This is a genomic window from Chitinophaga sp. NPDC101104 (genome assembly GCF_050277495.1).
GTDB lineage: Bacteria > Bacteroidota > Bacteroidia > Chitinophagales > Chitinophagaceae > Chitinophaga.
The window spans coordinates 3,802,067-3,824,255 of the sequence record NZ_JBNNSF010000001.1; the positions used below are offsets into that span (position 1 = coordinate 3,802,067).

Sequence of the window (22,189 nt, forward strand, 5' to 3'; positions counted from 1 at the left end):
AATGATCATTCCCAGCCCGGGTTCTGCGGCGCCAGGTTCGGGTTCCGCTGGATCTGCAACAGGGGAACGGGGAAACGGTAATGTTTCGGCGCCACGAACTGGCGGCCGCTCATCACGATGATGTACCCTTCGGCGTCGGTTTTGAAATTGGCGACATGGGAAGGCACTAGCGCGAGGGATTTCTTCATCCCTTTCACGTCTGCCGCCAGCTTGTCCCCTTCTTTCCAGCGTACCATATCGTACCAGCGGCCACCTTCGCGCGCCAGCTCGATGCGGCGCTCCCGGCGGATCTCCGTGCGCAGGTCCATCCCATTGGCCGCCAGGAACGACAGCGTCATGGGCATCATGCCCACCCTTTCGCGGAGCTTATTAATGGAAATGTCGATATCGCCCTGGGTGAGCTTGCCCTGCTCGAAGCGCGCTTCCGCCCAGGTGAGCAGCACTTCGGCATACCGCAACACGTGAATGTCGTTGGCGTCGCGGGTAACAAGGGCCACAGCGGGGATTTCCACATATTTCGTGTAATAATACCCGGTGATCGTCACGCAACCCTGCTTGTCGGCCAGAAACTTCGGCGCGGTGAAGGTGGTAATATCGGTATTCTGCGGATTGCCGTCGCGTTTGCCGCCCCATTTGGAGCCCGGCGCCAGGATGGTCATCTTCATGCGGGGATCGCGGTTTTCGAAGATGTTGGCGTAGGTATCTTCTTTATAGGTGGGCGATTGGGTGATGGGAAGCCCGTCGGCACAGAGGTACGCGTCTACCAGCGACTTCGTCGGGTTGTAGCGGCTCGACTGGTCGGGCACCTGCGTTTCGCGGCTGATGTTGTGCATGCTCACGTCCAGCAGGTTGATACGGGCGATGATGGTTTCCTTGTTGGCGCCGTTGGCGAGTTTTCCTTTCCAGGTGAAGAAATTGTAATAATCTTCTGCCGGGCGGCCGGTGGAATAGAGCTGGTACACGTTCATGTCCATCACCCGTTTGGCCGCGTCTTCCGCATCGGCAAACCGGTCGTCGTACAGCGCCATGCGGGCTTTGAGCGCCAGGGCAGCGCCTTTGTTCATGCGGCCGAGTTTCGGGCCGGTCATGATGGCCGTTTGCATGAGGCCGGCGGCTTCTTCCAGCTCGCGGAGAATGAAATCGACGATCTCCTTTTTGGAATTCCTCGGGCCGTAGAGCTCCGTAATGTTCAGGGGCTCCGTCACCAGTGGCAGATCGCCGAAGTACATCACCAGGTTCATGTACATGTATGCCCGGATGGTCTTGGCCTCTCCCACCAGCTGGTTCAGCGTAGCTTCGGGCACGCCCTTGGCACGGTGATAGTTGGCCAGGAAAGCGTTACAGTCGCGGATCCCGGAGTATTGGGACACCCATTCGGCGTTTACCGAAGACAGATCGGAATCGTAGTTGCCGCTGCCGAAAATGCGGTATGCGTCGCCCGTGGAAGAATTGATGGAGTTGTCGCCCATCTGGTCCATGGCGATGGTATTGTTATTCTTGATGTTGGCGTAGAGCGCGTTGATGGCCAGGGTCAGCTGCTCTTCGTTCTGCCAGAACGTTTCGTCGGAGATCGCGTCCTGCGGGTTGCGGTTCAGGAAATCCTTACGGCAACCGGTGGCAGTGATAAGCAGGATGGCGGATATGCTGAGAAAAATCCTTTTCATGATCATTTGAAATTGACATTTAAACCAAATACGAACGTCTTCACCTGCGGATAGTAACCGCCGAGAGTAAGGGGCGTTTCGGGATCGTAACCGTAGAAGAAATCTGTTTTCGTGAACAGGTTATCGGCGGAGAAATAGAACCGGATTTTTTCCGCGCGGATGCGGCGGGTCAGGTGGCCGGGCAACGTATATCCCACCTGCACGTTCTTCAGACGGAGGTACGAGGCGTTCTCCAGCCAGAAGGTAGACAGCTGCTGGTTGTAAGTGTAGCCGTATGCGAGGCGTGGATAAGTGGCGTCGGTGTTCTGCGGCGTCCAGCGGTCGAGGTGGATTTCCTGCGGGTTGGAGCTTTCATTGATGAAAGCGTGACGGGCCGCGCCGGAAATAAATCCGTCCGCCTTGCCTACGCCCTGCAGGAAGAAGCTCAGGTCGATCCCCTTATACCCCACGTTCCCTTTGAAACCGTACGTGTACCGGGGAATGGAATTGCCGATCACTTCGCGGTCAGCCGCCGGGGTGATTTCACCGTCCCCGTTCAGATCGCGGTAGATGAGGTCGCCGGGTTGCATAGGGAAGCTCTTGTTATACGGGAACAACGGCGTGTATTTGCCGGTAGCGTCGTCGTATTTGTAGTCAGACACCTGCGAAATGCGCTCGGCCACATACCCGTAATAGGCATCAATGGGGTAACCTACCATCCGGATGCGCTCTCCGGGCGTGCTGGGCGCGTCGCCGAGGCTCACCACCTTATTGCGGACGTCGGAAATGTTGAAGTTGGCGCCGTACGACCAGTCGTTCAACCGGTCTTGCCACCCGGCCATGAATTCCCATCCCTGGTTGCGCACCTTGCCGGCGTTCTGGGCGGGATACGAACCGCGCAGGCCGAGCACGTCGGGCAGGGGCACTTTCAGGAGGATGTCGTTGGTATTGTTGATGAAATAATCCGCCGTAACGGTCAGCCGGTTGTTCAGCATGGCCAGGTCGATGCCCACGTCCTGCTTCACGACGGATTCCCAGGTGAGCAGTTCGTTGGGAACGCCCGTCTGGCGGTAACCTACGGTCAGCACGTTGCCGATAGGCATGGTGGCAACGGAATTGATGATGGACAGGTAAGCGAAATCGTCTCCCACCTTGTCGTTCCCCTGCGTACCGTACGACAGGCGCACTTTACCGAAATTGATGACGTGTTTCAGCCTTTCGAAGAAGGGCTCGTTGGAGAACACCCATCCGGCGGAACCGGAGAAGAACCAGTTCCATCGCACCGGCCCGGCGAAGCGGGTGGAGCCGTCGTACCGGAAGTTCCCTTCCAGCAGGTATTTATCGTTATACGCATAGTTCAGCCGGCCGAAAAGCGATTGCAGGGCGTTCTGCGCGGCGTCGGAATTGTTCAATTGGTTGAGGGTGCCGAGATTGATGGAGCCCACTTCCTGCGTGGGCAGGTTGGTGCGGGTAGCGCTGAAGTTGCGGCTCACGTTCTCTTCCGCAGATGCGGCCACCATGCCTTTCAGGTAATGCCCGCCGTGGAAGGTTTTCTCGTATTCGGCCATCCCGATGATGGTCTGGTACAAACCGGTATAGTCGCGGTTGTCGATCTTGTTGGGATAGTTGGATTGATAGATGAGCGAATTATCTACCGGGCTGTAATAGTTGATGGTTTTGGAGAAGATCTCGCGGAAAGAGTTGTACTTCACGAGGCCGTACTGCGCGCGCAGCCGGAACTCCTTGGTAATATTCAGCGTGCCCTGCAGGTTGGCGGTGATCTCCTGCGATGCGAACTTGTTGGTACCGCCGTCTGTCGTAATGGCGATGGGGTTCTGCGATCCGCCGTGATACCCCCAGCTGCCGTTGGTGAAACGTACGGGGATGAGCGGGGAAATCTGGTGGGCGGAATAAAGCGGGCCCGCGTCGAAGTCGACACCCGCGCTGGAACCGCTGTTCAGCCGGTCTACATAACCGATGTTGGCATCCAGCTGGAGAATGTCGAATACGGTCGTGTTCACGCGCAGGCGCACGTTGTGGCGCTTGGCGGAGAAGTTGTCGCCCGTTACGAGGCCGCCCTGTTTCAGATAGGAATAGGACAGGTAATAATTGGTATTGTTGGCGCCGCCGGAAAGGTTGAGCATGTGGCTCTGCTGCGGGGCGCTGGATTTGTAGATTTCGTCGATCCAGTTGGTATTGGCGAAATAGTTGGGATCGGAGCCGTTGCGCGCGGTCTCGATCTGCGCGTCGGTGAACGTGGGGTTCTGGCCTGCGTTCACTTTGGCTTCGTTCTGCAATGTCATGTAATCCACGGAACCGAGGAATTTCGGCAGCGCGGTCGGCGTCTGGAGGCCGAAATAATTGGCATACGTGAGCGAAGGCCTGGCGTTGCCCTTCCCTTTTTTGGTGGTCACGAGGATGACGCCGTTGGCGCCGCGCACCCCGTAAATGGAGGAAGAGGCCGCGTCTTTGAGCACGGTTACCGTTTCGATATCGTCCGGGTTGAGAATGTTCAGGTTGCCGCCGGGGATACCGTCTACCACCACGAGGGGATCGGGATCGTTGAGGGTCCCGATGCCGCGGATGCGGATCTTCGTTGTGTTATCGCCACCGCCGGGAATGCCGGATGCGCTCTGGAAGGTAACGCCGGGCATTGATCCCTGCAGCGCCGCCGTGGGCGAAGTGACCGGGCGGCCGGCGAAATCTTCGCTGGTTACGGTGCTCACCGCGCCGGTGAGGTTCGCTTTCTTCTGGGTGCCGTAGCCTACTACCACTACTGCGTCGAGCGCGGTGGTGGAGGGTTTGATGGACAAGCTGAAGGTGGTGCGCCCGTCTGCCGTGAAAGGCACGTCTTCATACCCCATCATTTTCACCACCAGCTTATCCCCTTCCGAAGCCGCGATGCGGAATTCGCCTTTTTCGTTGGTGATGACGGATTGATTGGTGGTCTGGTTCCAGACGCGGGCCCCGGGAACGGGAGCGCCTTTTTCGTCGGTCACCTTTCCACCGATATCGGCCTTCACGACCGCTTTACGCCGCACCACGATGGTGTTCTGGTTAATGGTGTAAGTCAGCGGCTGGCCTTCGAAACACCTGGCCAGTACCGTTTCGATGTCGGCATTGCGGACATGTACCGAAACAGGCCTTGCATCTTCGAGCATTTCGGTGTTGAAAAGGAAATTGTACCCTGCCTGCGCCTTGATCTGGCGGAAGATGTCGCGGAGGGAAGCCCTGTCTTCCGACAGGGTAATCTTCTGCGCATAGGCGGCCGCGGCGGCCTGCAGGGACAGGAACAGCACCAGGGCCGCCGTGATACGGATCACCCTGCGGGCCTTTCCGGGCAATAGCCGTAGCTTCCCCGGGGTGGAGACGTGAGATTTCATACGTTTACAGATTGTTCTTAGTAGTTAAAGCTGGTTGACGCGTGTATATTGATTTTGCTAGTTCATGACTTGAATGGTGTTGCCTTCCACGCGGAACTGCACGGTACCGGTGAGCGACAGCATATGCAGTACGTCCTGCACGTTTTTGAAACGGGAAATGGAGCCGGCGAAAGAGATCGTGGTGCCCGGATCGCGGAAGCGCACGTCCACATCGTACCATCTGGAAATTTTCCGCATGATGGACGGCAGCGGCTCGTCGTTGAAAACGAACATCCCGTTCTTCCATGCCATGGCCTGTTCCAGGTCGGCGCTGCGCACCTGGATCCGCTGTCCTTCCGTGAACCGCCCCTGCTGTCCCGGTTTCAGGACAACGGCCGCTCCGCCGCCGCTGAGGCGCACCTTGCCTTCGAGCAGGGTGGTTTGGACAGCGGGCTCGTCGGCATACGCCATTACGTTGAAGTGCGTGCCGAGCACGTCTACATCGAGGCCGCGGGCTTTGACGCGGAAAGGCTGGCGTTCGTTGCGCGCCACTTCGAAATAGGCTTCGCCGTCCAGCTCCACGGTCCGCTCCGGCCCATCGAAAACAGCCGGAAAGCGCAGCCTGGAAGCGGCGTTCAGCCAGATCCGGGTACCATCCGGGAGGGTCAGGTCATATTGCCCGCCGCGCGGAATGGCGATGGTATGGAAAACGGGCTCCGGCGGCACTTCGCCATCGCCGGAATAGACGATTTGTCCATTGGCGGTTTTCTGCACCAGGGCCCCGCCCTGCCGGGCGATCTGGCCCGAGCTGGCGCCTCCCAGGACAATTTCGCTGCCGTCGCCCAGGATGAGCACGGCTTTATTGGAACCGGGAACGATATGCTTTTGGACCGTATCCACCGGAACGGTTTTATCCGCGACCGGAGCATTTGGCCGATGAGGCTGAAGGAGGAAAACAGCGGCCCCTGCGGCGAGGAGCACCGCGGCGGCGGCGGCGAGCTTTTTCCAGGGGAAGAGGCGCCTTACCTTTTCCTCGCGGGAAATGGAAGCCTGCAGGCGGGCGTAGACCGACTCCTGCTGGGACGCATCGTCCCACTGGCCGTCTACCCATTCAAAATCATCCTTATACGACTGCAGGAGCTCGAGCTCCCGGGGGGTACATTCTCCCCGGAGCGACTTTTCGTACAGCGCGATGAATTCGTTTTTCGATAACATAGGTGGCCTGCTTTCCTATATAGAGCCGTTTATCCATCCGCACACACATACTTTTTGAAAAAATTGTAATTTGCCGTCATCGGGAATCATTTCCGCGGAAAGTCCTCATCCATCACCCTCATTCATAATAATTTAACGCGGGCTTATTTAATTATTCGACCAACTTTGGGGCATGAACACGATCGATGCGAATGCGGCGGATGCCGTTTTGTGGCTGGAAGTAAGGCAACACGACAGGAGGGCGTACAGGATACTGTTCGACCGCTACGGCGGCGCGCTTTACCGTTCGGCCTTCCGCATGCTGCAAGACCGGGAAGCGAGCGAAACCGTGGCGCACGATATTTTTCTCAATCTCTGGCTGAAGCGGGAAACCCTCGAGATCCGGGACTTCCGTTCCTACATCATGACCGCCGCCCGGTATCATGTATATAAAGCCCTCCGCGCCAGGGCCGCCTCGCCGGAAACAGCTGTGGCAACTGAGATGATGGAAGGGATGTCCGGTTCGATCGGGAACGGCGCCGAAGAAAAAATGGCAGAATTGCGGGTGAGGGAACTCATCGGGCGGCATATGAACGATCTTCCGAAACGCTGCCGCGAAATATTTTTGCTGAGCCGGGAACAGCATCTTACCAACCAGGAAATCGCGGAAAGACTGAACATTTCGCGCCGCAGCGTAGAAAACCAGATCACCTTCGCCCTGCGCCATCTGCGCATGCATATGAAGGAATACAGCCTCCTCGTGGCCGTGCTCCTCGATGTCTGATTAACATTCTTCCTTATTTACACAACGGTACAAACCGAAATGCTGCACGGCTTTTTGCCGTGTGCGCGCATTCGTTTTATCCAACGCGCCTTTCCTTTCCTGGCTTTACATTCTTCCACACTGCACCATCAATTCTATTAACCTGAATGGAGCTTGATAGCGTTAGAGGTTTGATTTGAGTTGGATGGGATTCCCGATGGTGTCGTACCCCTGGAAGATGAGGTTGTTGCCCGAATCGATGCCGATGGAAACCCTGGGGCGGCCGCGGTCGTCGCGGATGAAGAGCCCTACCGCGCGATTATCGGTTTTGCCGATGAAGAGCCGTTCCTGCCCGGTGAGGCCCTGTGCGCGGAGGTTACGGAGGGTGGCTGCGAGGGCGGCCGTGTCGTTGAGGGCTTTGAGGGAATCGTGCAGCCGGACCAGTTTACCGGTGGGCATTTCATCGCTCCGGTCCCACATTTTCAGGCCGTAGTGGCGGCGTTGGCCATTGTCTTCGTATTGGAGCTGAACGATTTGGTCGTTGGCATATTGATCGAGTGAAAATCCCATATCGGATGATTTCTTTTCGCCGGAATAGGTGAATCCGCCGCATTCGTCGCCTTCGTCGTTGAAGAAGATCAGACCGGCGCCGCGGTCGCGCTGTGGCAGGGTTTTTCCGTCTACGATGCCGGGGTGCTGGCGTTCGCGGTTGGCGACGACGAGGCGGAGGGTGCCATCTTTTTCGACGATGTTGATGCGTTCCACGGTGATTTCGCGGAACCGGCCGCCGTTGTGGTTATGGAAGAAGGTTTGCCAGGCCAGGAGGGCAACTACGGCGCTGAGGGCAACGCTATATACCTGGAGGAAACGGAGTTGCCGGAAGGCGTGGGAATTATTGGATTGCATATTGTGTGAATTTGGCTATTGACGAAGTTGGAATATTGCTGGTGGCGGTTATAAGCGGGAAGAACAACGGCGTTGCGGGCGTTGCTGTGTGATATGGTTACCGGGTTGAAACTGGCGGCTGTGATGCGGTAAAACGGTAAAAAAGGCATGGCCGGACGGGGAATTTCCATTGAAATTATCAAAAAATCAGCATCTCCATCCGTTTTTCGGAGATATTCTCGGTTTCAGAAGAGATATTCTCGCCCTTTTTTTCATCATCGGGTTTCCATCCGCATTAAGTTTGCAGTATTGTTTTTAATCCACCCCAAACTAGCTACGTTATGCTACGACCATTAAAGTATCATAGCGAAATGCGGAAACGATCGTTTCGATGTCCTGGAAGGGTATTTCCACCTTGCAGTCAGGTAGCGTACCGTTTCGTGTTTTCGACTGTCCGGCATGATTATAATTTTCTGCCGAACGTATTGTTTGACCAGTTGCGGGGCAGTTCGGTCGACTATGACAACATGGATGACCATCAATACTGTGCCCGTTGCGGGATATCATTGTTTGATACGCTTTCGGGCGCGCGGAGGGCTTATAGGCGGTTCAGCGAAAAGGTAAAAGCGTACCTGGGATACACGCATATCGCAAAGGGCTACCTGGACGAGCGGGATGGATGGATGAAAAGCATAGATGGGAATGGCCATTTTACTTTTTATGAACACGCCGATGCCGCGTTGGAAACAAAATTTACGATTATTGAACAATTATAATTTTCAGCAATGAAAGTAACAGACAGTTATTTAAACCATCTGCCATTCGGCAAGTTTGTAAAACTTCGGAATCTATGGAGTTTCGATGCATTTCCGCTCCTGGAGCATTTCAGGATGCAGGATGGAACCGATTATTTTTCATATTGGATTGATTTGCCGGGCAAAATTGGTAAACGAATGTTTTGGCAGGTTGCCCCACAGGACCTTTCTGCTTTCTTTAAAGGTTCTCTGTCATTAAGGGATTTGATCCTGGGAGGGGATAAAGATGCATACCGATTTGTTTTCGAGGTCAGTCAAACAGGTGAATTTAAGGATGGGACCATCTTGACGGCGGGCAAAGTACCCCAAGAGTATTGTCCTGATGAGGAAAGCTTTTACGTGTGAGAAATTATATAACTTCTACGTGAGGTGAATCAGCAGGTTTGGCGGTGGTTGAATTACCGAAGGGGCTGGTGCAACTTGTCGCAATTCGCCCAAAGTTTGTCGCGTTTGCACAGGGTTTCCTGTCGGGAATCTGTCTAGGTTTGTAGTGTTGTTATTCCTCAACGCTTAAAACCTGAAAATATGCAAAAGATCACTCCCTGTTTGTGGTTCAACTTCAATGCCGACGAGGCGCTGGCTTTTTATGAAACCGTTTTCCCGGATTTCAAGATCCTGAGCAAGAGTCATTATGGTGAATGGGGAGGCCCCAATGCCGGGAAGCTCCTGACGGCGGAATTCGAGCTGTTTGGGTCCCGGTTCCAGGCGCTGAATGCCGGGCCACAATTTCCTTTCACGGAAGCGATTTCCCTGAGCATCCGATGCAAGGGGCAGGAAGAGGTGGATAATTATTGGAACAAATTAACGGCCGATGGCGGGCAGGAAAGCATGTGCGGCTGGTTGAAGGATAAGTTCGGGCTTTCGTGGCAAGTGGTGCCGGAAGAATTGACGAAACTGATGTCGGACCCCAACAAGGAACGCGCTACCCGTGCAGCCCAGGCGATGATGAAGCAGAAGAAGATCGTGATCAGGGAAATCCAGGATGCGGTGGATGCCGTGCCAGCCTGATCCAAGCCGGGGTTCCCGGTTTCGCGGGGGCGCCAGGGACGAGGAGATGTAACGCTGCTTGTTAGAGGCCGTGTTTTGGGTACTGTGGGCGGTTTATCAGGACGCGGAGAAGGTTTCTCTGCCTGATGCAGGCCGGTTTTCTGGTACCGTAGGCGCCTTCAGTGCGCGGATGAACGCAGTCTCTGCATGATGTAGGCCGGGTTTCTTGTATCGTGAGCTTTAGCAGTGCGCGGATGAACACTGTCACTGCATGATGCAGGCCGGGTTTCTTGTATCATGAGAGCTTTAGCAGTACACGGATGAACGCTGACTATGACTACAATCTGACGGGGTTCTGGTACCGTGAGAGCTTTAGCAGTACGCGGATAAACGCTGACTATGCCTACTATCCGACGGGGTTCTGGTACCGTGAGAGCTTTAGCAGTGCGCGGATAAACGCTGACTATGCCTAGTATCTGACGGGGTTCTGGTACCGTGAGAGCTTCAGCAGTGCACGGATGAACGCTGTCTCTGCATGATGTAGGCCGGGTTTCTTGTATCATGAGAGCTTTAGCAGTACACGGATGAACGCTGTCTCTGCCTACTATCCGATGGGGTTCTGGTACCATGGGCGCTGTATCGGAATGCGGATGAACACAAACGCTGGACTGCTGCAAACCGGGCTTCTGCTACCGTAGACGGATTAAACCTCGCGGGACAGCCCCTCCCGGATGCGTTGGTACATGCTTTTATCATCCAACGCGTTCTCCAATTCACCCAGGATGCGGAGCAGGTCACCGGAAGATTGCAGCAGCCATTTGCGGTTTTCTTCGCGGATGACTTGCAGCATGGGCCCGATACGCTTGTACATGTTTTTGCCACTGGCGCTGAGAGACAACAGGCGCCGGCGGGCATCCCGTGGGTCGGGAGACGCTTTCATAAGGCCATGTTCCAGCATTTGGTCTGCCAGTTGCACAACGGCGGGATGGCTGATCTGCAGGGCATCCGAAATCTCGGTGATGCTCATGGTTTTCTTCCGGCTGAGCAGTTCCAGGATCAGAAACCACCGCGCTTCAAAATCCAGGGAAGATTCCTTGTAAATCCGGCTGACATCCTGGGACAGGCGCTCTCCCAGCCTTTTCAAGCGGGTCGCCAATGCGAGTTCTTCCAGTTCGTGGACGATATTCATGCCTTAAAAGTATCCCTTTTTAGGCGTTACGACATTATTTTCCGAAAATTCCTTCGCGAACTTCCTGCGGAATGTCGTTCCATATGTTCGGAGCTGACGGCGCCAGCTCCGGAATGTCGTTTCATGATAAACAAATGATACTGCCGTGCCAATTACCGGATCGACCAATAACAGATATTAGGTAGGTCCACGTCAGCACCTGCACTTATCGCTCAGCTCGCATGACGTTCCTCTTCTTCCGCTTCACCAGTCGGGCAGCAAGGCCGTACTTCTGCCAGCCACCGAATCGATAGTTAAATGTCAACGTCAGCACCCGCCTACCACGCTCCACTCGCACAACGTTTCCCTTCTTCCGCCCCACCAGTCCGCCGGCGAGGGCCGCCTTGCTGCTCAACTGGTAAAGCGATAGTTAAATGTCAACGCCAACTCCCGCGCTCCACGCTCAACCCGCACGACGTTTCTCTTCTTCCGCCCCACCAGTCCGCCGGCGAGGGCCGCCTTGCTGCTGGCCACCGAAGCGGTAGTTAAATGTCAACGTCAGCACCCGCGTGTCACGGAACTGGCGAAAAGCTTCGGAATAACCGGTCAGTTTCGTGAACGCTTTCACCCGGCCAGTCAGGAAAACGTCGCTCAGGTTCAGTTTCAGGGAGCCTTTCCGTTCCCAGAACTGCCGCTGGGCACCAATACCGAGCTGCCAGTTGCTGGCAATATCCAGGAACCCGTACCAGTTGCGGCTCTGGAAATTACCATTCACCTCCATGGTGGTTTTAGGATCAAGCGTGATCGTATTGCTCGTATTGAAATTGAACACCACACGGCCTTCATTGAGATCGGTATCCACAAGATTCCCGCGATAAAGCCCATAGTATGCCACCACCGTATTGCTGCTGTTCAGCCATTTGATGGCAGTCACCGGCACGCCAACCGTTATATGGTAATAATCATACCGAGCAAGGTTGCGGTTCGTCTGCAATACGCTGTTCGGCTCCACGTCGGGCGCCAGTACGGAAAGCACATTGTCCTTCGTTCTGCTGTAACCGGCCTTGGCAGTATAGACCTCGCGGAATGCGTACACCAGTTCGTATGACGCCGTGATCTCCGGCCGAAGCGCAGGATTCCCGGTCGAAGACGTCAAGGGGTCGAGGAAAACGCGGAAAGGATTAAGCTCGCGGTACGAAGGCCGGTCGATTCGCCGGCTCAATGTAACGCCCAGATCGTGCCGGTCATTGAACTTGTACCCCAGGTAACCACTGGGAAAAAGTTGCACATAATCCCGGTCGAAGGTTTCTTCGTGTATCACCTGGCGGCCATTGGCAAGGGTCTGCTCCAACCGCAAACCGAACTGGTAGCTTAGTTTCTTCCAGTTTCCGGAGCCGTTAAGATAGGCCGCGTTGATGTTTTCCTTATAAATAAAACGATTGCTCTTGCCTTCTTCCAGATCATATCCGCCATGGCTGCGGTCAAAAAAGCTGACGTCGTTGTCCGTACGCACCCAGCTGCTTTTGATACCGCCTTCCAGCTTCATCCCCCATCTTTTTATAGGGTGAACGTAGTCCACCTTTACGGAGTAGATATCGAGCTGGCCGCTCAGATCGCCGAACAGCAGGAAATCCTGCCGCGCAGGAGCATTGCCGGCATCCAGGTAAGCAGTTCGATAGTTCTGATACTCCCAACTGGTATACCGCGCATAGTCGAGATCCGACGTTAATTCACGGCCAGAGGTGTCCAGCAAGCGCCGGAAATTGAGATTGAAGCTGTAGTTACGGCGGTGCAAATTATTATTCCCCAGGGTGTTGAACCGCCCGGTGGGCGATTGCGCGGCGTCGAACGACTGCGCCTTGCTGTCTGAACGGACCATCCCGTCATTGATAACCGCATTGGCCGCGAAGCCGACCGTGGTACGGGAATTCGGCTGATAATCCATACCGCCGCGGACATTATGCGTATTGAACCGGAACCCGAAAAAGTTATCGTAATCGTTGCCGCCGGTTTCCACACCTTCTTTGGTGAAGAATTTCCGGTGGATGTCGAGATCGTTGTAATCGCGGCGATGGCCCAAATTATACGATGCGAAATAATTGAGGGGACCTTTCCGATGGTTGATACTCAGCGAAGGATTCACCTTCGCATAAACACCCTGTCCTAGGCTGAGCCCCACCGTTCCGTTGGTACCGTTGTTCCGGCCTTTTTTAAGCCGGATATCGATGATCCCCGCGTTGCCGGCGGCATCGTATTTCGCGGAGGGATTGGTGATGAGATCAATCCGGTCAATCTGCGCAGCGTTGAGGCTTCGCAGGTAAGTGGCGAGGTCTTGCCCGGACATGGGCACCTGCTTCCCATCGATCATCACCAGCACACCCTGACGCCCTCTCATGGCGATGTTGTCATTTTGATCGACCGTGATGCCCGGGGCTTTTTCGAGCACTTCCAGCGCATTGCTTCCCGCTGCGGAAATGGAACCGGCAACATTCAGCACGGTTTTATCATACTGCTGTTGCACCAAAGGCTTCTGGGCTACCACGTTCGCTTCGCGGAGCTGCCGGGCAGCCGCCTCCAGCCTGATTTCCCCGAGATCGGTAGCGGTGGAATGCAAGATCTCTGCAGACAGGTACCGGTTGTAAGCCAGATGCTGTATCGCCACCAGGTACTTGCCAGCCCTTACGCCCGAAATGCGGAAATTCCCCTGCGCATCGGCATATTCCATCTTCACCAGTTGCTTATCGGCAGCATTCAGCAACTGCACGATCACCTCTTCCGGGCGGAAACCCTCGCCCCCGGAAACCTTCCCGCGGATGTCTCCACCCGCCTGCGCCAACGATCCTGCCGGCCAGGCCAGCATTAAACTGATAATAACACGAACAAAAAGTAAAGAAAAACGCTTCATCGGGGAACAGATTTTGGGTAATGTTTCCACGAAATTCCACCGATCCCACCATGGTTCCAAGCGATTTTATGTAAGTGCTTACCATTATTGGGAACATGTCCGATTCCGGACATTCCCTCCGCCGGTCTTCACATCATTTCAGCCTTTCTTTTTCATTATATTTAACTGACCCAATCGGCCATTCTCGCTTCCAGACCCTCCATCCATCGCCCCCAGCCGGCATTTCAGCCTCCCGGCCCCACGTTTCCCGCAACCCTCACCTGCACCATTCTTCCCGGAAAACAACTCCTCCCCGACGAGAACTGAAATTTTGGTTTTTATAGATGAACGGTATATTCAGCTTTCCGAATCCGCCCGGGGCCCGTCCGAAAGTAATCTAGTCCCACCCTGTAAACAGGAAGGCGGCGGTACCGGCCATTCCCGGTAACGACCGGCTTCCTATCCGAAGCGATACCCATGCATCAGGCCCGTAAAACCTTGATCATCGCCGACAATTCCTCGTCTGCCAGCCCCATGTCTGCCGCTCGGCGGAACATCCCCGCCAGGTATTCCGGGAAAGCGCTGTTGATCCCCGCATCTTTGGCCTGCTCCAATATCCTCGCCGACGCATCCACCGAAATGCTCAGCGGGCTTTCCGTTTTGGCAAAGCGATTTTCATGCACCAACTGTCCTTCGTACTTGATAAATTCCCCGAAAGTGCTGAGGATCCCCGTCAGCAGTCCCGCGTATTTATCGACCGGGAAACCCGCATGCTCCATGATCCGCGCGCCGTGGAAAAAGCCCATCAGCGTCCCGTAAATCCCTGAAAGCGTGGCCAAATCGACCGACGAGGCCAGTCCTGCGCCTTCTCCCAACCATTCCGGCGCGCCGGCGAAGGTTTTCAGCACCGGGAGCGCCGTTCCCCAGGCCGATTTTTTACCCGAAATATATAAAGGAGTGTCTTCCCGTCCCATTTGTTGCGGCGCGGCCTGGATGGCGCCATCGAGGTATCCGGCGCCAAGGGCTTCCGCCCAGGCTTCGAGGCGTTCCGCTTCTGCAGGGCTGCCGCTCGTCAGCTGCACAAGCACTTTCCCTTTCCAGTCTGCAGCTTCCGTGCCTGCGAGAATGGCATTTGCCGCGGCGTAATCATGTACGCACATCACGATCACATTTCCCGCGCTCACCGCTTCTTCAGGCGTTGCCGCCACTTTCGCGCCCGCTTCGGCGAGAGGAATGGATTTACCGTTGCTGCGGTTCCAGACCGTTACGTCGTAACCTTGCGCCAGGAGTAATTTAGCCAGCGTGGCGCCCATCATGCCGAGGCCCAGAACGGCCGCGGACCTTTCATTGTGTTGTTTCATCGTTCGTTTGTTTTGCTGGAACAAAGGTGCGGCGCAACGGAGAGGCGGACAATACGGGAAAAAAGATTCGGTAGGGAGAAAAAGTTCCCTATGGCGGCAAAAGCTCATTCCCGAAAAAGGGCTAACTTTCCTGAAAGGAATGGATTATGTACGAAAGGAAAATTGCAGAAAACCTGGATTGTGGCGTCAACGTGGCCAACAAGATCGTGGGCGGCAAATGGCGCGCCTGCATCATTGATTCGATTTCACGGGGCATCAGCAGGCCCAGCGGGATACAGCGCGAAATCCCGGAAGCGCCGGCGCGGGTGGTCCAGATGCACCTCCGCGAGCTGGAAGCCCTTCAGGTGATCCGGAAAGAGACCTCAGGCGGGTTCCCCCTGAAAGCGGAATACTTCCTCACGGAATTCGGCCGCTCTGTACTGCCGCTCATCGCCGCAATGGATGCCTGGGGCAATGCGAACAAGGCATTCGTGCAGGAAATCTCGGCCGCCATGGCGGAAGAATCGCTCAATACACCGTCTTGAAAGTCGTCATCGCACCATATGACCCGCTCTGGCCCGACGCTTACGCAGCGCAGCAGCGCCTCATCGCCGAGGCGCTCGGGCATCTGTTCCCGGTGATCGACCATATCGGCAGCACATCCGTGCCCGGGCTCGCCGCCAAACCGGTGATCGATATCCTCGTGGGCGTCGCGTCCGACGAATGGCTCGATGCGACGATCGAACCGATGAACCGCCGCGGCTATACTTACTTCCGCAAATACGAACCTTCCATGCCCTACCGCCGCTTTTTCGCTTTGCTGGACATGCCGCCCGGCGAACCGGCGCCCTGGCTGGTAGATATCGGCGATCCCTTCGTGACCGGCGGCCCCATCCCCTCGCTCGTCAACATCCACATCATGGTCAAAAACACCTGGCATTGGAAAAGGCACCTGGCGATGCGGGACTTCCTGCGTTCGCACCCCGATGTGGCCGATGCCTATGCCGCGCTCAAGATCGGGCTCTCGGCCCGGGAGTTCGGCGACACCAACGAATACAACGCCGCGAAAGATGCCTTCGTAAAATCCGTAGAACAGCGCGCCCTCGCCTGGTGGAAGGGCTGATCCCCGCCATTGTTGTTCCCTTCCCGGCAAATGTGTAAATTCGATATTAAACCATGCCATATGCCGCAACCCAATCTTCCCTTATCAGACGCCGATATCCGGCATTTCATCACGGAAGGCTACGTTCGCCTCAACCAGGCATTCCCGCGCGAACTGGCGCTGGAAGTGCAGGATATTTTATGGAAGGAAATGAACCTCCGCCCGGATGCGCCTGCGCAATGGAAAGCGCCCGTAGTCTGGCTGGGCGAGTTTTCGCAGGAACCATTCGTACAGGCGGCCAACACGCCCGTGCTGCACGCCGCGTTCGACCAGCTCGTCGGCCCCGGCCGCTGGGCGCCCCGCCAGAGCGTGGGCACATTTCCCGTCCGCTTTCCGAGCAACGAAGACGCGGGCGACGATGGCTGGCATGTGGACGTGAGCTTCCCCGGCCGCGAAGCCGCCAGCGATCCGGGAAATTTCTTCAAGTGGAAATCCAACCTCCACTCCAAAAACCGCGCGTTGCTGATGCTGTTCCTCTTTTCCGACATCGGTGAAAACGACGCTCCCACCCGCATCCGCGCAGGTTCCCATCTCGATGTGGCCAAACTCCTTCGTCCACATGGCGATAAAGGCCTCACCGCCCTGCAGATCGCCGATAAACTGGGCGGTACGGGCCACCGGAAAGAAGCCCTGGCAACCGGCGAAGCCGGCACCGTGTATCTTTGCCATCCCTTCCTCGTTCACGCGGCGCAAAAGCACCGCGGCACACAGCCCAGGTTCCTCGCGCAACCGGGTTTATTTCCCAAACAACCCTTTTCGCTGTTCAATAAAGCAGGAAATTACAATGCCATAGAATCCGCCATCAGACTGGGTATCGGGCTGGACAAAGAATAGCTGTCCAATTATTTTTATGGAACGGGCGCGTGATTGCATCATCCTGAAAATTCGGATATGCGATACGTTAGCTTGTTACTATGTACAATGGGCCTGATTTCCTGCCATCAACCCGGATTTCAGATCCGCACCTATCACGAAAACGGATACACGCTGTTCGACACGTTACTTCACGGCAATGTACAATCCATCCCCTTCGATGCATACGCCCGGTATGCCATTTGCTATATCGGCCCGGACTCCGGCAAAATAGCCACCGGCAAGCCATTGCCGCGATCCGGAAGAACCGGTAACGTCGGCGGATGCCTGGCCAGGAAATTCGACAGCAGCTACATGAACATCCAGGTGGACACGTCACATACTCAACTTCAAATTGAACATTCTCATTTCGACTCGACAGCCAACCGCCGCATCGTAGATTCCATTTCATTGTTCAACGGGATGCGCGTAACATTGAAAAATGTCTCGGATTCGCTGCTGTACCTTGGCAAATCCAATACGCTCGAATTCGCTTTCCTGGAAATCCAGAATGGGAAAAAAGACTGGATAAGGATCGAGAACCCTTCGTCGTGGTACAGGTCCTGCAGCACCGGCGCAAGAGACAACTACCTCCGGCCCGGATAAATCCTCATTGCGAAGTTTCCGCGTTACGAAGGCGAATTCACTGCTAACTTCAGGGTGGTCTGGGAAAAATCCAGCCGTCAGAAAATCTGTTCCAACGAATTCGTGGCACCCGTCAGCGATCTCATGCTCAATATCGTTGACCTGAAAACGGAAAAGTATTTCGAATAACCTGTCAATCCTCCGGGATCCAGCTGGTGCAGAAACTGCCGTCCCCATTCATTTTCAGGAATTCTTTCGGCGGGGCGCCAGTATAATGCCTAAAGTCTTTGATGAGGTGGCTCTGGTCGTGGTAACCGAACCGCTCGATGAGGAAAAACCAGTCCGGTTTTTGCGAAGGGTGCTCCAGCAGCCAGTTCACCACGGCTTTGAAGCGCAGGAACCGGATCAGTTCCTTGGGTGAATACCCGCCGTATTTCCGGAATCGCTGCTGCACGGCGCGCTCCGTGATATCCCATTGTTCCGCGATCACTTTTACCGGGTTGAGCGCCGGGTTGCGGATGGCGTCGAGGTTTTCGAGGAGGGGAACCGACGCCGGTTCCGAAGGCGCTACGGCTTGCAATATCATCTTTTCCGCAGCGGCGGCGCGCTCCATCGGGTCGGAAATCCGGGCGAGGGATGCGTGCATCGCCTCCAGCCGGACGGCCGTTTGCGCGAAGCGGGGATCGTCTGCCACCGACAGATCGATATCGTCGGGAGAAATGCCCAGCAGGCGATAAAAGCCGTCGAGCACGAAAGGCAACACCAAAATATCGGTACCCCCGGGGCGTTCGTAGGTGAGCATCCGGCGGAGGGGGCCCAGGACCATGATGTCGTCCATCGTATGCTGCAGGGCTTCCGACCGGTCGAACGTATAGCGCAACGGCTCGCCGAAACTGAATATCAGCAACATTTCCAGGTTGGGCGACAAATGAAAGACCTCAGCAGCAGCGTTCTCCGGCGCCTGGATGGCGTACAGCGGCTGCAGCACGTTTTTCAACCTTTCGTCCCTGTCATATTTCTTACCGTATATATCCATGGCGTTCGTTTTCTTACAATTTCCGGCGGGGCGCCGGTGGTAAGTTTGCATCATCAAACCGAAAACAAAAGTAAAACATTCTACCATGGCATTACACACACTCCTCGGCGCCAATGGCACCATCGCCTCCGCCCTCCTCCCCGTTCTCCAGGCCGAAGGCCAGCAGGTCCGTCTCGTTTCGCGGGCCCCGAAATCCATTCCCGGCACCGAATCCATTGCCGCCGATGTGCTCGACTACGAACAGGTGCTCCATGCGGTGAAGGGATCGGATATCGTGTATATGCTCGTCGGCATCCAGTACAATGCGTCGGTCTGGGAGCGCGACTGGCCCGTGATCATGCGCAACGTCATCAACGCCTGCAAAGCCGCCAATGCCAGGCTCATCTTCTTCGACAACGCCTACATGTACGGAAAAGTAGATGGCGACATTACCGAAACCACGCCCTACCGCCCTGTTAGCCGCAAAGGAAAGGTGCGCGCCGGCGTAGCCCAAATGCTGGAAGCCGAAATGCGGTCCGGCGCGTTAAAAGGCATCATCGCCAGGGCGGTCGATTTTTACGGCCCCGGTGTTACCGACAAAAGCGCCGCCGGCGTGCTCGTGTTCGCCAACATGAAAAAAGGTAAAAAAGCGCAATGGTTCCTCAACGCCGACGTTCCCCGCGCCTACAACTATACGCCCGACGCCGCAAGGGCTTTGTATATGCTGTCCCAAAGCGAAGCAGCCTTCGGGCAGATATGGCACCTGCCCTGCGTAAGCCCAGCGCTTACGGGCCGCCAGTTCATACAGCTCGCCGCCAAGGAAATGGGCGCAAAAAACAGCGTGACCGTTTTGCCGAAATGGCTCCTCAAAGTCATCGGCTGGTTCAACCCTTTCATGCGCGAAATGCAGGAAATGCATTACCAGGACGCGTTCCCGTTCCGCTTCAGCTCCGCCAAATTCGAAAAGCATTTCCATTTCACACCCACTTCTTACGAAGCGGGCGTGAAAGCCACCGCCCAATGGTACCTCGCGCAACCCTGACCCAACGGCATGAAAATCCGGCGGCAATGCCTATCTTGGACACTCGAACAACCTGTAAAAACGGGAAAGCGAATTAAAACACCAGATCATGAGAATGTACCAGGAAATGCTGCGGTTGCCGGGAAAACGCAGGGGATTTCACCTTGTCACGGAGGAAGTGCTCCGCGCGATCCCGGCCATCCGGGGGATAAAGATGGGCATGCTGCAAGTATTCATCCAGCATACGTCTGCCTCGCTGACGGTGAACGAGAACGCCGACCCCACGGTGCGCCGCGATTTCGAGACGTTCTTCAACAAAGCCGTTCCGGAAAACGATCCGGATTACGAGCACGACTACGAAGGTGCCGACGATATGCCGGCGCACCTCAAATCCTCACTGCTCGGCTGCTCCGTGCTGCTGCCCGTGCGCAACGGCCAGCCCGCCCTCGGCACCTGGCAGGGCATTTACCTCTGCGAGCACCGCAACGAAGGCGGCCCCCGCAACCTGGTCATTACCCTCTGGGGCGAATAACTTATATTTGATGATATGCTCCTTCAACCCGTCATTAGCCTCCTCCGCGAACAGACGCTGCCCGATTTCCCGTCCGGCTCCGCACTCGCTTTTAAAGACGGACGGCTGTACCTCGTGGGTGACGATGCCCGCGAGCTCCGCATCCTCGATACGCAATACAAGACCACGGGTTCCGTGACGCTGTTCTCCCATCCGCAGTACCGCATTCCAAAACCGGAAAAGGCCGACCTGGAATCGGCCGTGGTACTGAAACACAAGCAGGCGCAATACCTGGCGGCCTTTGGCTCCGCCAGCCTGGAAACCCGCCGGCAGATATTGCTACTGCCCCTGCCCTTCCGCACCAGCGACCATCCCGTCATCTACACCCATTACGCCGCCGATTTCCTCGACGCAATCGGCGGCCAATTGCACGACGTCAATATCGAAGGCGCTACCATCGCCGCCAACAAACTGGTACTGGCGAACCGGGGACATGAAGACAATCCCCATAATACCCTCATCATTGCCCGGCCGGATTGCTGGAACCCCATGCACAACGACCGTCCCTTCCTGCAGCAGATCAAACTGCCGGAATCCAGCCAGGGATTCCGCGGCGTGTCGGACCTGTGCTACATTCCCGGCCGCGACCTGCTGCTCCTCACCCTGACCACCGAAGCCACGGCCAGCACGTACGACGACGGCATCATCGGCGACAGCTACCTGGCCGTGATCCGCGACTACAGCAAGAAAATGCGGAACGCAACGGTGATGCCCGACGAGATGGTGAACCTGTCGAGCGTATCGGCCGTATTCGCCGGACAAAAGATCGAGGGCATCTGCCTGGAAAAAAGCCGTGCGGAAGGCCTGCTGCTCCACCTGGTGGCCGATAACGACGCGGGCGAGAGCCGGCTTTTCGCCATCAATGCCGTGCTGTAAAACACGCTTGGCGGATACATCGCGGCAACTTACCTTTATAGTCTCAAACACGGTTTCTTATGCGCGACGTCAATCTGTCGAACCTTCCCATCGCCGCTGCTCCCTGGAAAGAAAACGCTTCCGAGGTGCTGTACCTTTTGCAACAGGCATATCCGGACATGGACATCCTCCTGTCTGCCGAACTGGAACAGCTGGCCGAGATGCGCGACGACGACGACCAGGAAGACGCCATGGATTACCTGGGACAGGCGCTTAGCGTGTATGGATACGCGTTATACAAGATCGATTCGCTGCAGGAAGAAAACTGGTACGCGATCCTGTCTACCGACGAAGTACCGCCGGAAGAGGCCGTATACCAGGTGAGTGAAGAAGAGATGGACCAGGAAGGCATCGCCGAGGAAAGCCGGAAAACGTACGGCCGCCGCGAAGCCACGCTCTGCAAGCTCTTCGACCATGAATGGGGCGATCAGTTTTAATAAAACATGCAACCATGAACATTCTCCGGCTCGATCATTTGGTGTTAACCGTGGCGGACATAGACGCCACCTGCGCGTTTTATACGGTGGTACTGGGCATGGAAACGACGACTTTCGGCGAGGGCCGGAAGGCGCTTCGTTTCGGGGACCAGAAAATCAACCTGCACCAGCGCGGGCAGGAATTTGAGCCCAAAGCCATGCATCCCCTCCCCGGCTCCGCCGACCTCTGCTTCATCACCGACACGCCGCTGGAAGCCGTGGTGCGCACGCTGGAACATCACAACGTTCCCATCATCGAAAAGGGCGTGATCCGCACCGGCGCTACCGGCCCCATCCGTTCCGTTTACTTCCGCGACCCTGACGGGAACCTGATCGAAGTGAGCAATTATCTGAAATATGCGACTGCATTGTAAGGCTTTTTATTTCCTATCCATTGAAAACCCACGCCCAAAAGCATATCTACCTGGCATTTCCTGAATTTTTCTATTAGTCTACTAATTTTGTAGGTTATTTAAAAAAGAGTATTATCTTTGATGCGAATTACCGGTAAGCCATAATCAGATCCGAGGGATAGTTAGACCAGAGAGACC

Annotated in this window: 21 protein-coding genes; 13 read left to right on the forward strand and 8 right to left on the reverse strand. The window is 55.8% G+C overall.

The window, feature by feature from the left end; translation table 11 throughout:
* Positions 1 to 5: 5 nt before the first annotated feature.
* Genes ACQKLP_RS15355 through ACQKLP_RS15365 form a run of 3 tightly spaced genes read right to left on the reverse strand, consistent with a single transcriptional unit; the run spans position 6 to position 6,220 of the window.
* On the reverse strand, positions 6 to 1,664 hold the full coding sequence (locus ACQKLP_RS15355; protein WP_427323630.1) for a RagB/SusD family nutrient uptake outer membrane protein: 1,659 nt from the start codon (positions 1,662 to 1,664) through the stop codon (positions 6 to 8).
* Between the two features lie 2 nt (positions 1,665 to 1,666).
* On the reverse strand, positions 1,667 to 5,026 hold the full coding sequence (locus tag ACQKLP_RS15360) for a TonB-dependent receptor (RefSeq protein ID WP_427323631.1): 3,360 nt from the start codon (positions 5,024 to 5,026) through the stop codon (positions 1,667 to 1,669).
* A 57-nt stretch (positions 5,027 to 5,083) separates the two neighbouring features.
* Entirely contained in the window at positions 5,084 to 6,220 is a 1,137-nt protein-coding gene (locus ACQKLP_RS15365; RefSeq protein WP_427323633.1) for a FecR family protein, read from the reverse strand.
* Between the two features lie 172 nt (positions 6,221 to 6,392).
* On the opposite strand from ACQKLP_RS15365, the gene ACQKLP_RS15370 reads away from it, so the two are divergent.
* Positions 6,393 to 6,983: a sigma-70 family RNA polymerase sigma factor gene (locus ACQKLP_RS15370; RefSeq protein WP_427323634.1), complete on the forward strand. Its 591-nt coding sequence runs from the start codon at positions 6,393 to 6,395 to the stop codon at positions 6,981 to 6,983.
* A gap of 162 nt (positions 6,984 to 7,145) precedes the next feature.
* On the opposite strand, the gene ACQKLP_RS15375 is transcribed toward ACQKLP_RS15370, so the two are convergent.
* Positions 7,146 to 7,868, reverse strand: a complete 723-nt coding sequence (locus tag ACQKLP_RS15375) for a hypothetical protein (RefSeq protein ID WP_427323635.1) — start codon at positions 7,866 to 7,868, stop codon at positions 7,146 to 7,148.
* Positions 7,869 to 8,374: 506 nt separating this feature from the next.
* Between ACQKLP_RS15375 and ACQKLP_RS15380 the strand changes: the two genes are divergently transcribed.
* The 3 genes from ACQKLP_RS15380 (at position 8,375) to ACQKLP_RS15390 (ending at position 9,670) form a co-directional block, all read left to right on the forward strand.
* Entirely contained in the window at positions 8,375 to 8,623 is a 249-nt protein-coding gene (locus ACQKLP_RS15380) for a hypothetical protein (protein ID WP_427323637.1), read from the forward strand.
* Positions 8,624 to 8,632: 9 nt separating this feature from the next.
* Positions 8,633 to 9,007 (forward strand): hypothetical protein, encoded by a 375-nt coding sequence (locus ACQKLP_RS15385; protein WP_427323638.1) that lies wholly within the window; start codon positions 8,633 to 8,635, stop codon positions 9,005 to 9,007.
* 180 nt (positions 9,008 to 9,187) lie between these two features.
* Positions 9,188 to 9,670 carry a VOC family protein gene (locus ACQKLP_RS15390; RefSeq protein ID WP_427323640.1) on the forward strand — a complete coding sequence of 161 codons (483 nt, stop codon included), beginning with the start codon at positions 9,188 to 9,190 and terminating at the stop codon, positions 9,668 to 9,670.
* Between the two features lie 682 nt (positions 9,671 to 10,352).
* Here the strand turns inward: ACQKLP_RS15390 and ACQKLP_RS15395 are convergent.
* From ACQKLP_RS15395 to ACQKLP_RS15405, 3 genes are all read right to left on the reverse strand, one after another.
* Positions 10,353 to 10,838, reverse strand: a complete 486-nt coding sequence (locus ACQKLP_RS15395; protein ID WP_427323641.1) for a MarR family winged helix-turn-helix transcriptional regulator — start codon at positions 10,836 to 10,838, stop codon at positions 10,353 to 10,355.
* A 442-nt stretch (positions 10,839 to 11,280) separates the two neighbouring features.
* On the reverse strand, positions 11,281 to 13,677 hold the full coding sequence (locus tag ACQKLP_RS15400; protein ID WP_427323642.1) for an outer membrane beta-barrel protein: 2,397 nt from the start codon (positions 13,675 to 13,677) through the stop codon (positions 11,281 to 11,283).
* A gap of 506 nt (positions 13,678 to 14,183) precedes the next feature.
* Positions 14,184 to 15,170 (reverse strand): NAD(P)-dependent oxidoreductase, encoded by a 987-nt coding sequence (locus ACQKLP_RS15405; protein ID WP_427323643.1) that lies wholly within the window; start codon positions 15,168 to 15,170, stop codon positions 14,184 to 14,186.
* Between the two features lie 38 nt (positions 15,171 to 15,208).
* On the opposite strand from ACQKLP_RS15405, the gene ACQKLP_RS15410 reads away from it, so the two are divergent.
* The 4 genes from ACQKLP_RS15410 (at position 15,209) to ACQKLP_RS15425 (ending at position 17,661) form a co-directional block, all read left to right on the forward strand.
* Positions 15,209 to 15,586 (forward strand): winged helix-turn-helix transcriptional regulator, encoded by a 378-nt coding sequence (locus tag ACQKLP_RS15410; protein ID WP_427323644.1) that lies wholly within the window; start codon positions 15,209 to 15,211, stop codon positions 15,584 to 15,586.
* Positions 15,583 to 16,164: a GrpB family protein gene (locus tag ACQKLP_RS15415; RefSeq protein ID WP_427323646.1), complete on the forward strand. Its 582-nt coding sequence runs from the start codon at positions 15,583 to 15,585 to the stop codon at positions 16,162 to 16,164. The genes ACQKLP_RS15410 and ACQKLP_RS15415 overlap by 4 nt, the downstream gene beginning before the upstream one ends.
* 60 nt (positions 16,165 to 16,224) lie before the next feature.
* A complete protein-coding gene (locus ACQKLP_RS15420; RefSeq protein WP_427323647.1) occupies positions 16,225 to 17,037 on the forward strand; it encodes a hypothetical protein in 813 nt (270 codons plus the stop codon).
* An 87-nt stretch (positions 17,038 to 17,124) separates the two neighbouring features.
* Positions 17,125 to 17,661, forward strand: a complete 537-nt coding sequence (locus ACQKLP_RS15425; protein WP_427323648.1) for a hypothetical protein — start codon at positions 17,125 to 17,127, stop codon at positions 17,659 to 17,661.
* Positions 17,662 to 17,833: 172 nt separating this feature from the next.
* Here ACQKLP_RS15425 and ACQKLP_RS15430 read toward each other — a convergent pair whose 3' ends face one another.
* Entirely contained in the window at positions 17,834 to 18,676 is an 843-nt protein-coding gene (locus ACQKLP_RS15430; protein ID WP_427323649.1) for a helix-turn-helix domain-containing protein, read from the reverse strand.
* A gap of 85 nt (positions 18,677 to 18,761) precedes the next feature.
* On the opposite strand from ACQKLP_RS15430, the gene ACQKLP_RS15435 reads away from it, so the two are divergent.
* The 5 genes from ACQKLP_RS15435 (at position 18,762) to ACQKLP_RS15455 (ending at position 22,012) form a co-directional block, all read left to right on the forward strand.
* A complete protein-coding gene (locus tag ACQKLP_RS15435) occupies positions 18,762 to 19,697 on the forward strand; it encodes an NAD-dependent epimerase/dehydratase family protein (protein WP_427323651.1) in 936 nt (311 codons plus the stop codon).
* An 88-nt stretch (positions 19,698 to 19,785) separates the two neighbouring features.
* Complete coding sequence (locus ACQKLP_RS15440) at positions 19,786 to 20,208, forward strand: secondary thiamine-phosphate synthase enzyme YjbQ (protein ID WP_427323652.1); 423 nt, start codon at positions 19,786 to 19,788, stop codon at positions 20,206 to 20,208.
* 15 nt (positions 20,209 to 20,223) lie between these two features.
* Positions 20,224 to 21,123 (forward strand): DUF6929 family protein, encoded by a 900-nt coding sequence (locus ACQKLP_RS15445; RefSeq protein WP_427323653.1) that lies wholly within the window; start codon positions 20,224 to 20,226, stop codon positions 21,121 to 21,123.
* Between the two features lie 59 nt (positions 21,124 to 21,182).
* Positions 21,183 to 21,599, forward strand: coding sequence for a hypothetical protein (locus ACQKLP_RS15450; protein ID WP_427323654.1), 417 nt, complete (start codon positions 21,183 to 21,185; stop codon positions 21,597 to 21,599).
* Positions 21,600 to 21,613: 14 nt separating this feature from the next.
* Positions 21,614 to 22,012: a VOC family protein gene (locus tag ACQKLP_RS15455; protein WP_427323655.1), complete on the forward strand. Its 399-nt coding sequence runs from the start codon at positions 21,614 to 21,616 to the stop codon at positions 22,010 to 22,012.
* Positions 22,013 to 22,189 lie beyond the last annotated feature (177 nt).

Bases quoted from the DNA above. Each gene is read 5' to 3' on its own strand.
- ACQKLP_RS15355 (WP_427323630.1), bottom strand. From the start codon at position 1,664: ATGAAAAGGATTTTTCTCAGCATATCCGCCATCCTGCTTATCACTGCC.
- ACQKLP_RS15360 (WP_427323631.1), bottom strand. From the start codon at position 5,026: ATGAAATCTCACGTCTCCACCCCGGGGAAGCTACGGCTATTGCCCGGA.
- ACQKLP_RS15365 (WP_427323633.1), bottom strand. From the start codon at position 6,220: ATGTTATCGAAAAACGAATTCATCGCGCTGTACGAAAAGTCGCTCCGG.
- ACQKLP_RS15370 (WP_427323634.1), top strand. From the start codon at position 6,393: ATGAACACGATCGATGCGAATGCGGCGGATGCCGTTTTGTGGCTGGAA.
- ACQKLP_RS15375 (WP_427323635.1), bottom strand. From the start codon at position 7,868: ATGCAATCCAATAATTCCCACGCCTTCCGGCAACTCCGTTTCCTCCAG.
- ACQKLP_RS15380 (WP_427323637.1), top strand. From the start codon at position 8,375: ATGGATGACCATCAATACTGTGCCCGTTGCGGGATATCATTGTTTGAT.
- ACQKLP_RS15385 (WP_427323638.1), top strand. From the start codon at position 8,633: ATGAAAGTAACAGACAGTTATTTAAACCATCTGCCATTCGGCAAGTTT.
- ACQKLP_RS15390 (WP_427323640.1), top strand. From the start codon at position 9,188: ATGCAAAAGATCACTCCCTGTTTGTGGTTCAACTTCAATGCCGACGAG.
- ACQKLP_RS15395 (WP_427323641.1), bottom strand. From the start codon at position 10,838: ATGAATATCGTCCACGAACTGGAAGAACTCGCATTGGCGACCCGCTTG.
- ACQKLP_RS15400 (WP_427323642.1), bottom strand. From the start codon at position 13,677: ATGCTGGCCTGGCCGGCAGGATCGTTGGCGCAGGCGGGTGGAGACATC.
- ACQKLP_RS15405 (WP_427323643.1), bottom strand. From the start codon at position 15,170: ATGAGCTTTTGCCGCCATAGGGAACTTTTTCTCCCTACCGAATCTTTT.
- ACQKLP_RS15410 (WP_427323644.1), top strand. From the start codon at position 15,209: ATGTACGAAAGGAAAATTGCAGAAAACCTGGATTGTGGCGTCAACGTG.
- ACQKLP_RS15420 (WP_427323647.1), top strand. From the start codon at position 16,225: ATGCCGCAACCCAATCTTCCCTTATCAGACGCCGATATCCGGCATTTC.
- ACQKLP_RS15425 (WP_427323648.1), top strand. From the start codon at position 17,125: ATGGGCCTGATTTCCTGCCATCAACCCGGATTTCAGATCCGCACCTAT.
- ACQKLP_RS15430 (WP_427323649.1), bottom strand. From the start codon at position 18,676: ATGGATATATACGGTAAGAAATATGACAGGGACGAAAGGTTGAAAAAC.
- ACQKLP_RS15435 (WP_427323651.1), top strand. From the start codon at position 18,762: ATGGCATTACACACACTCCTCGGCGCCAATGGCACCATCGCCTCCGCC.
- ACQKLP_RS15440 (WP_427323652.1), top strand. From the start codon at position 19,786: ATGAGAATGTACCAGGAAATGCTGCGGTTGCCGGGAAAACGCAGGGGA.
- ACQKLP_RS15445 (WP_427323653.1), top strand. From the start codon at position 20,224: ATGCTCCTTCAACCCGTCATTAGCCTCCTCCGCGAACAGACGCTGCCC.
- ACQKLP_RS15450 (WP_427323654.1), top strand. From the start codon at position 21,183: ATGCGCGACGTCAATCTGTCGAACCTTCCCATCGCCGCTGCTCCCTGG.
- ACQKLP_RS15455 (WP_427323655.1), top strand. From the start codon at position 21,614: ATGAACATTCTCCGGCTCGATCATTTGGTGTTAACCGTGGCGGACATA.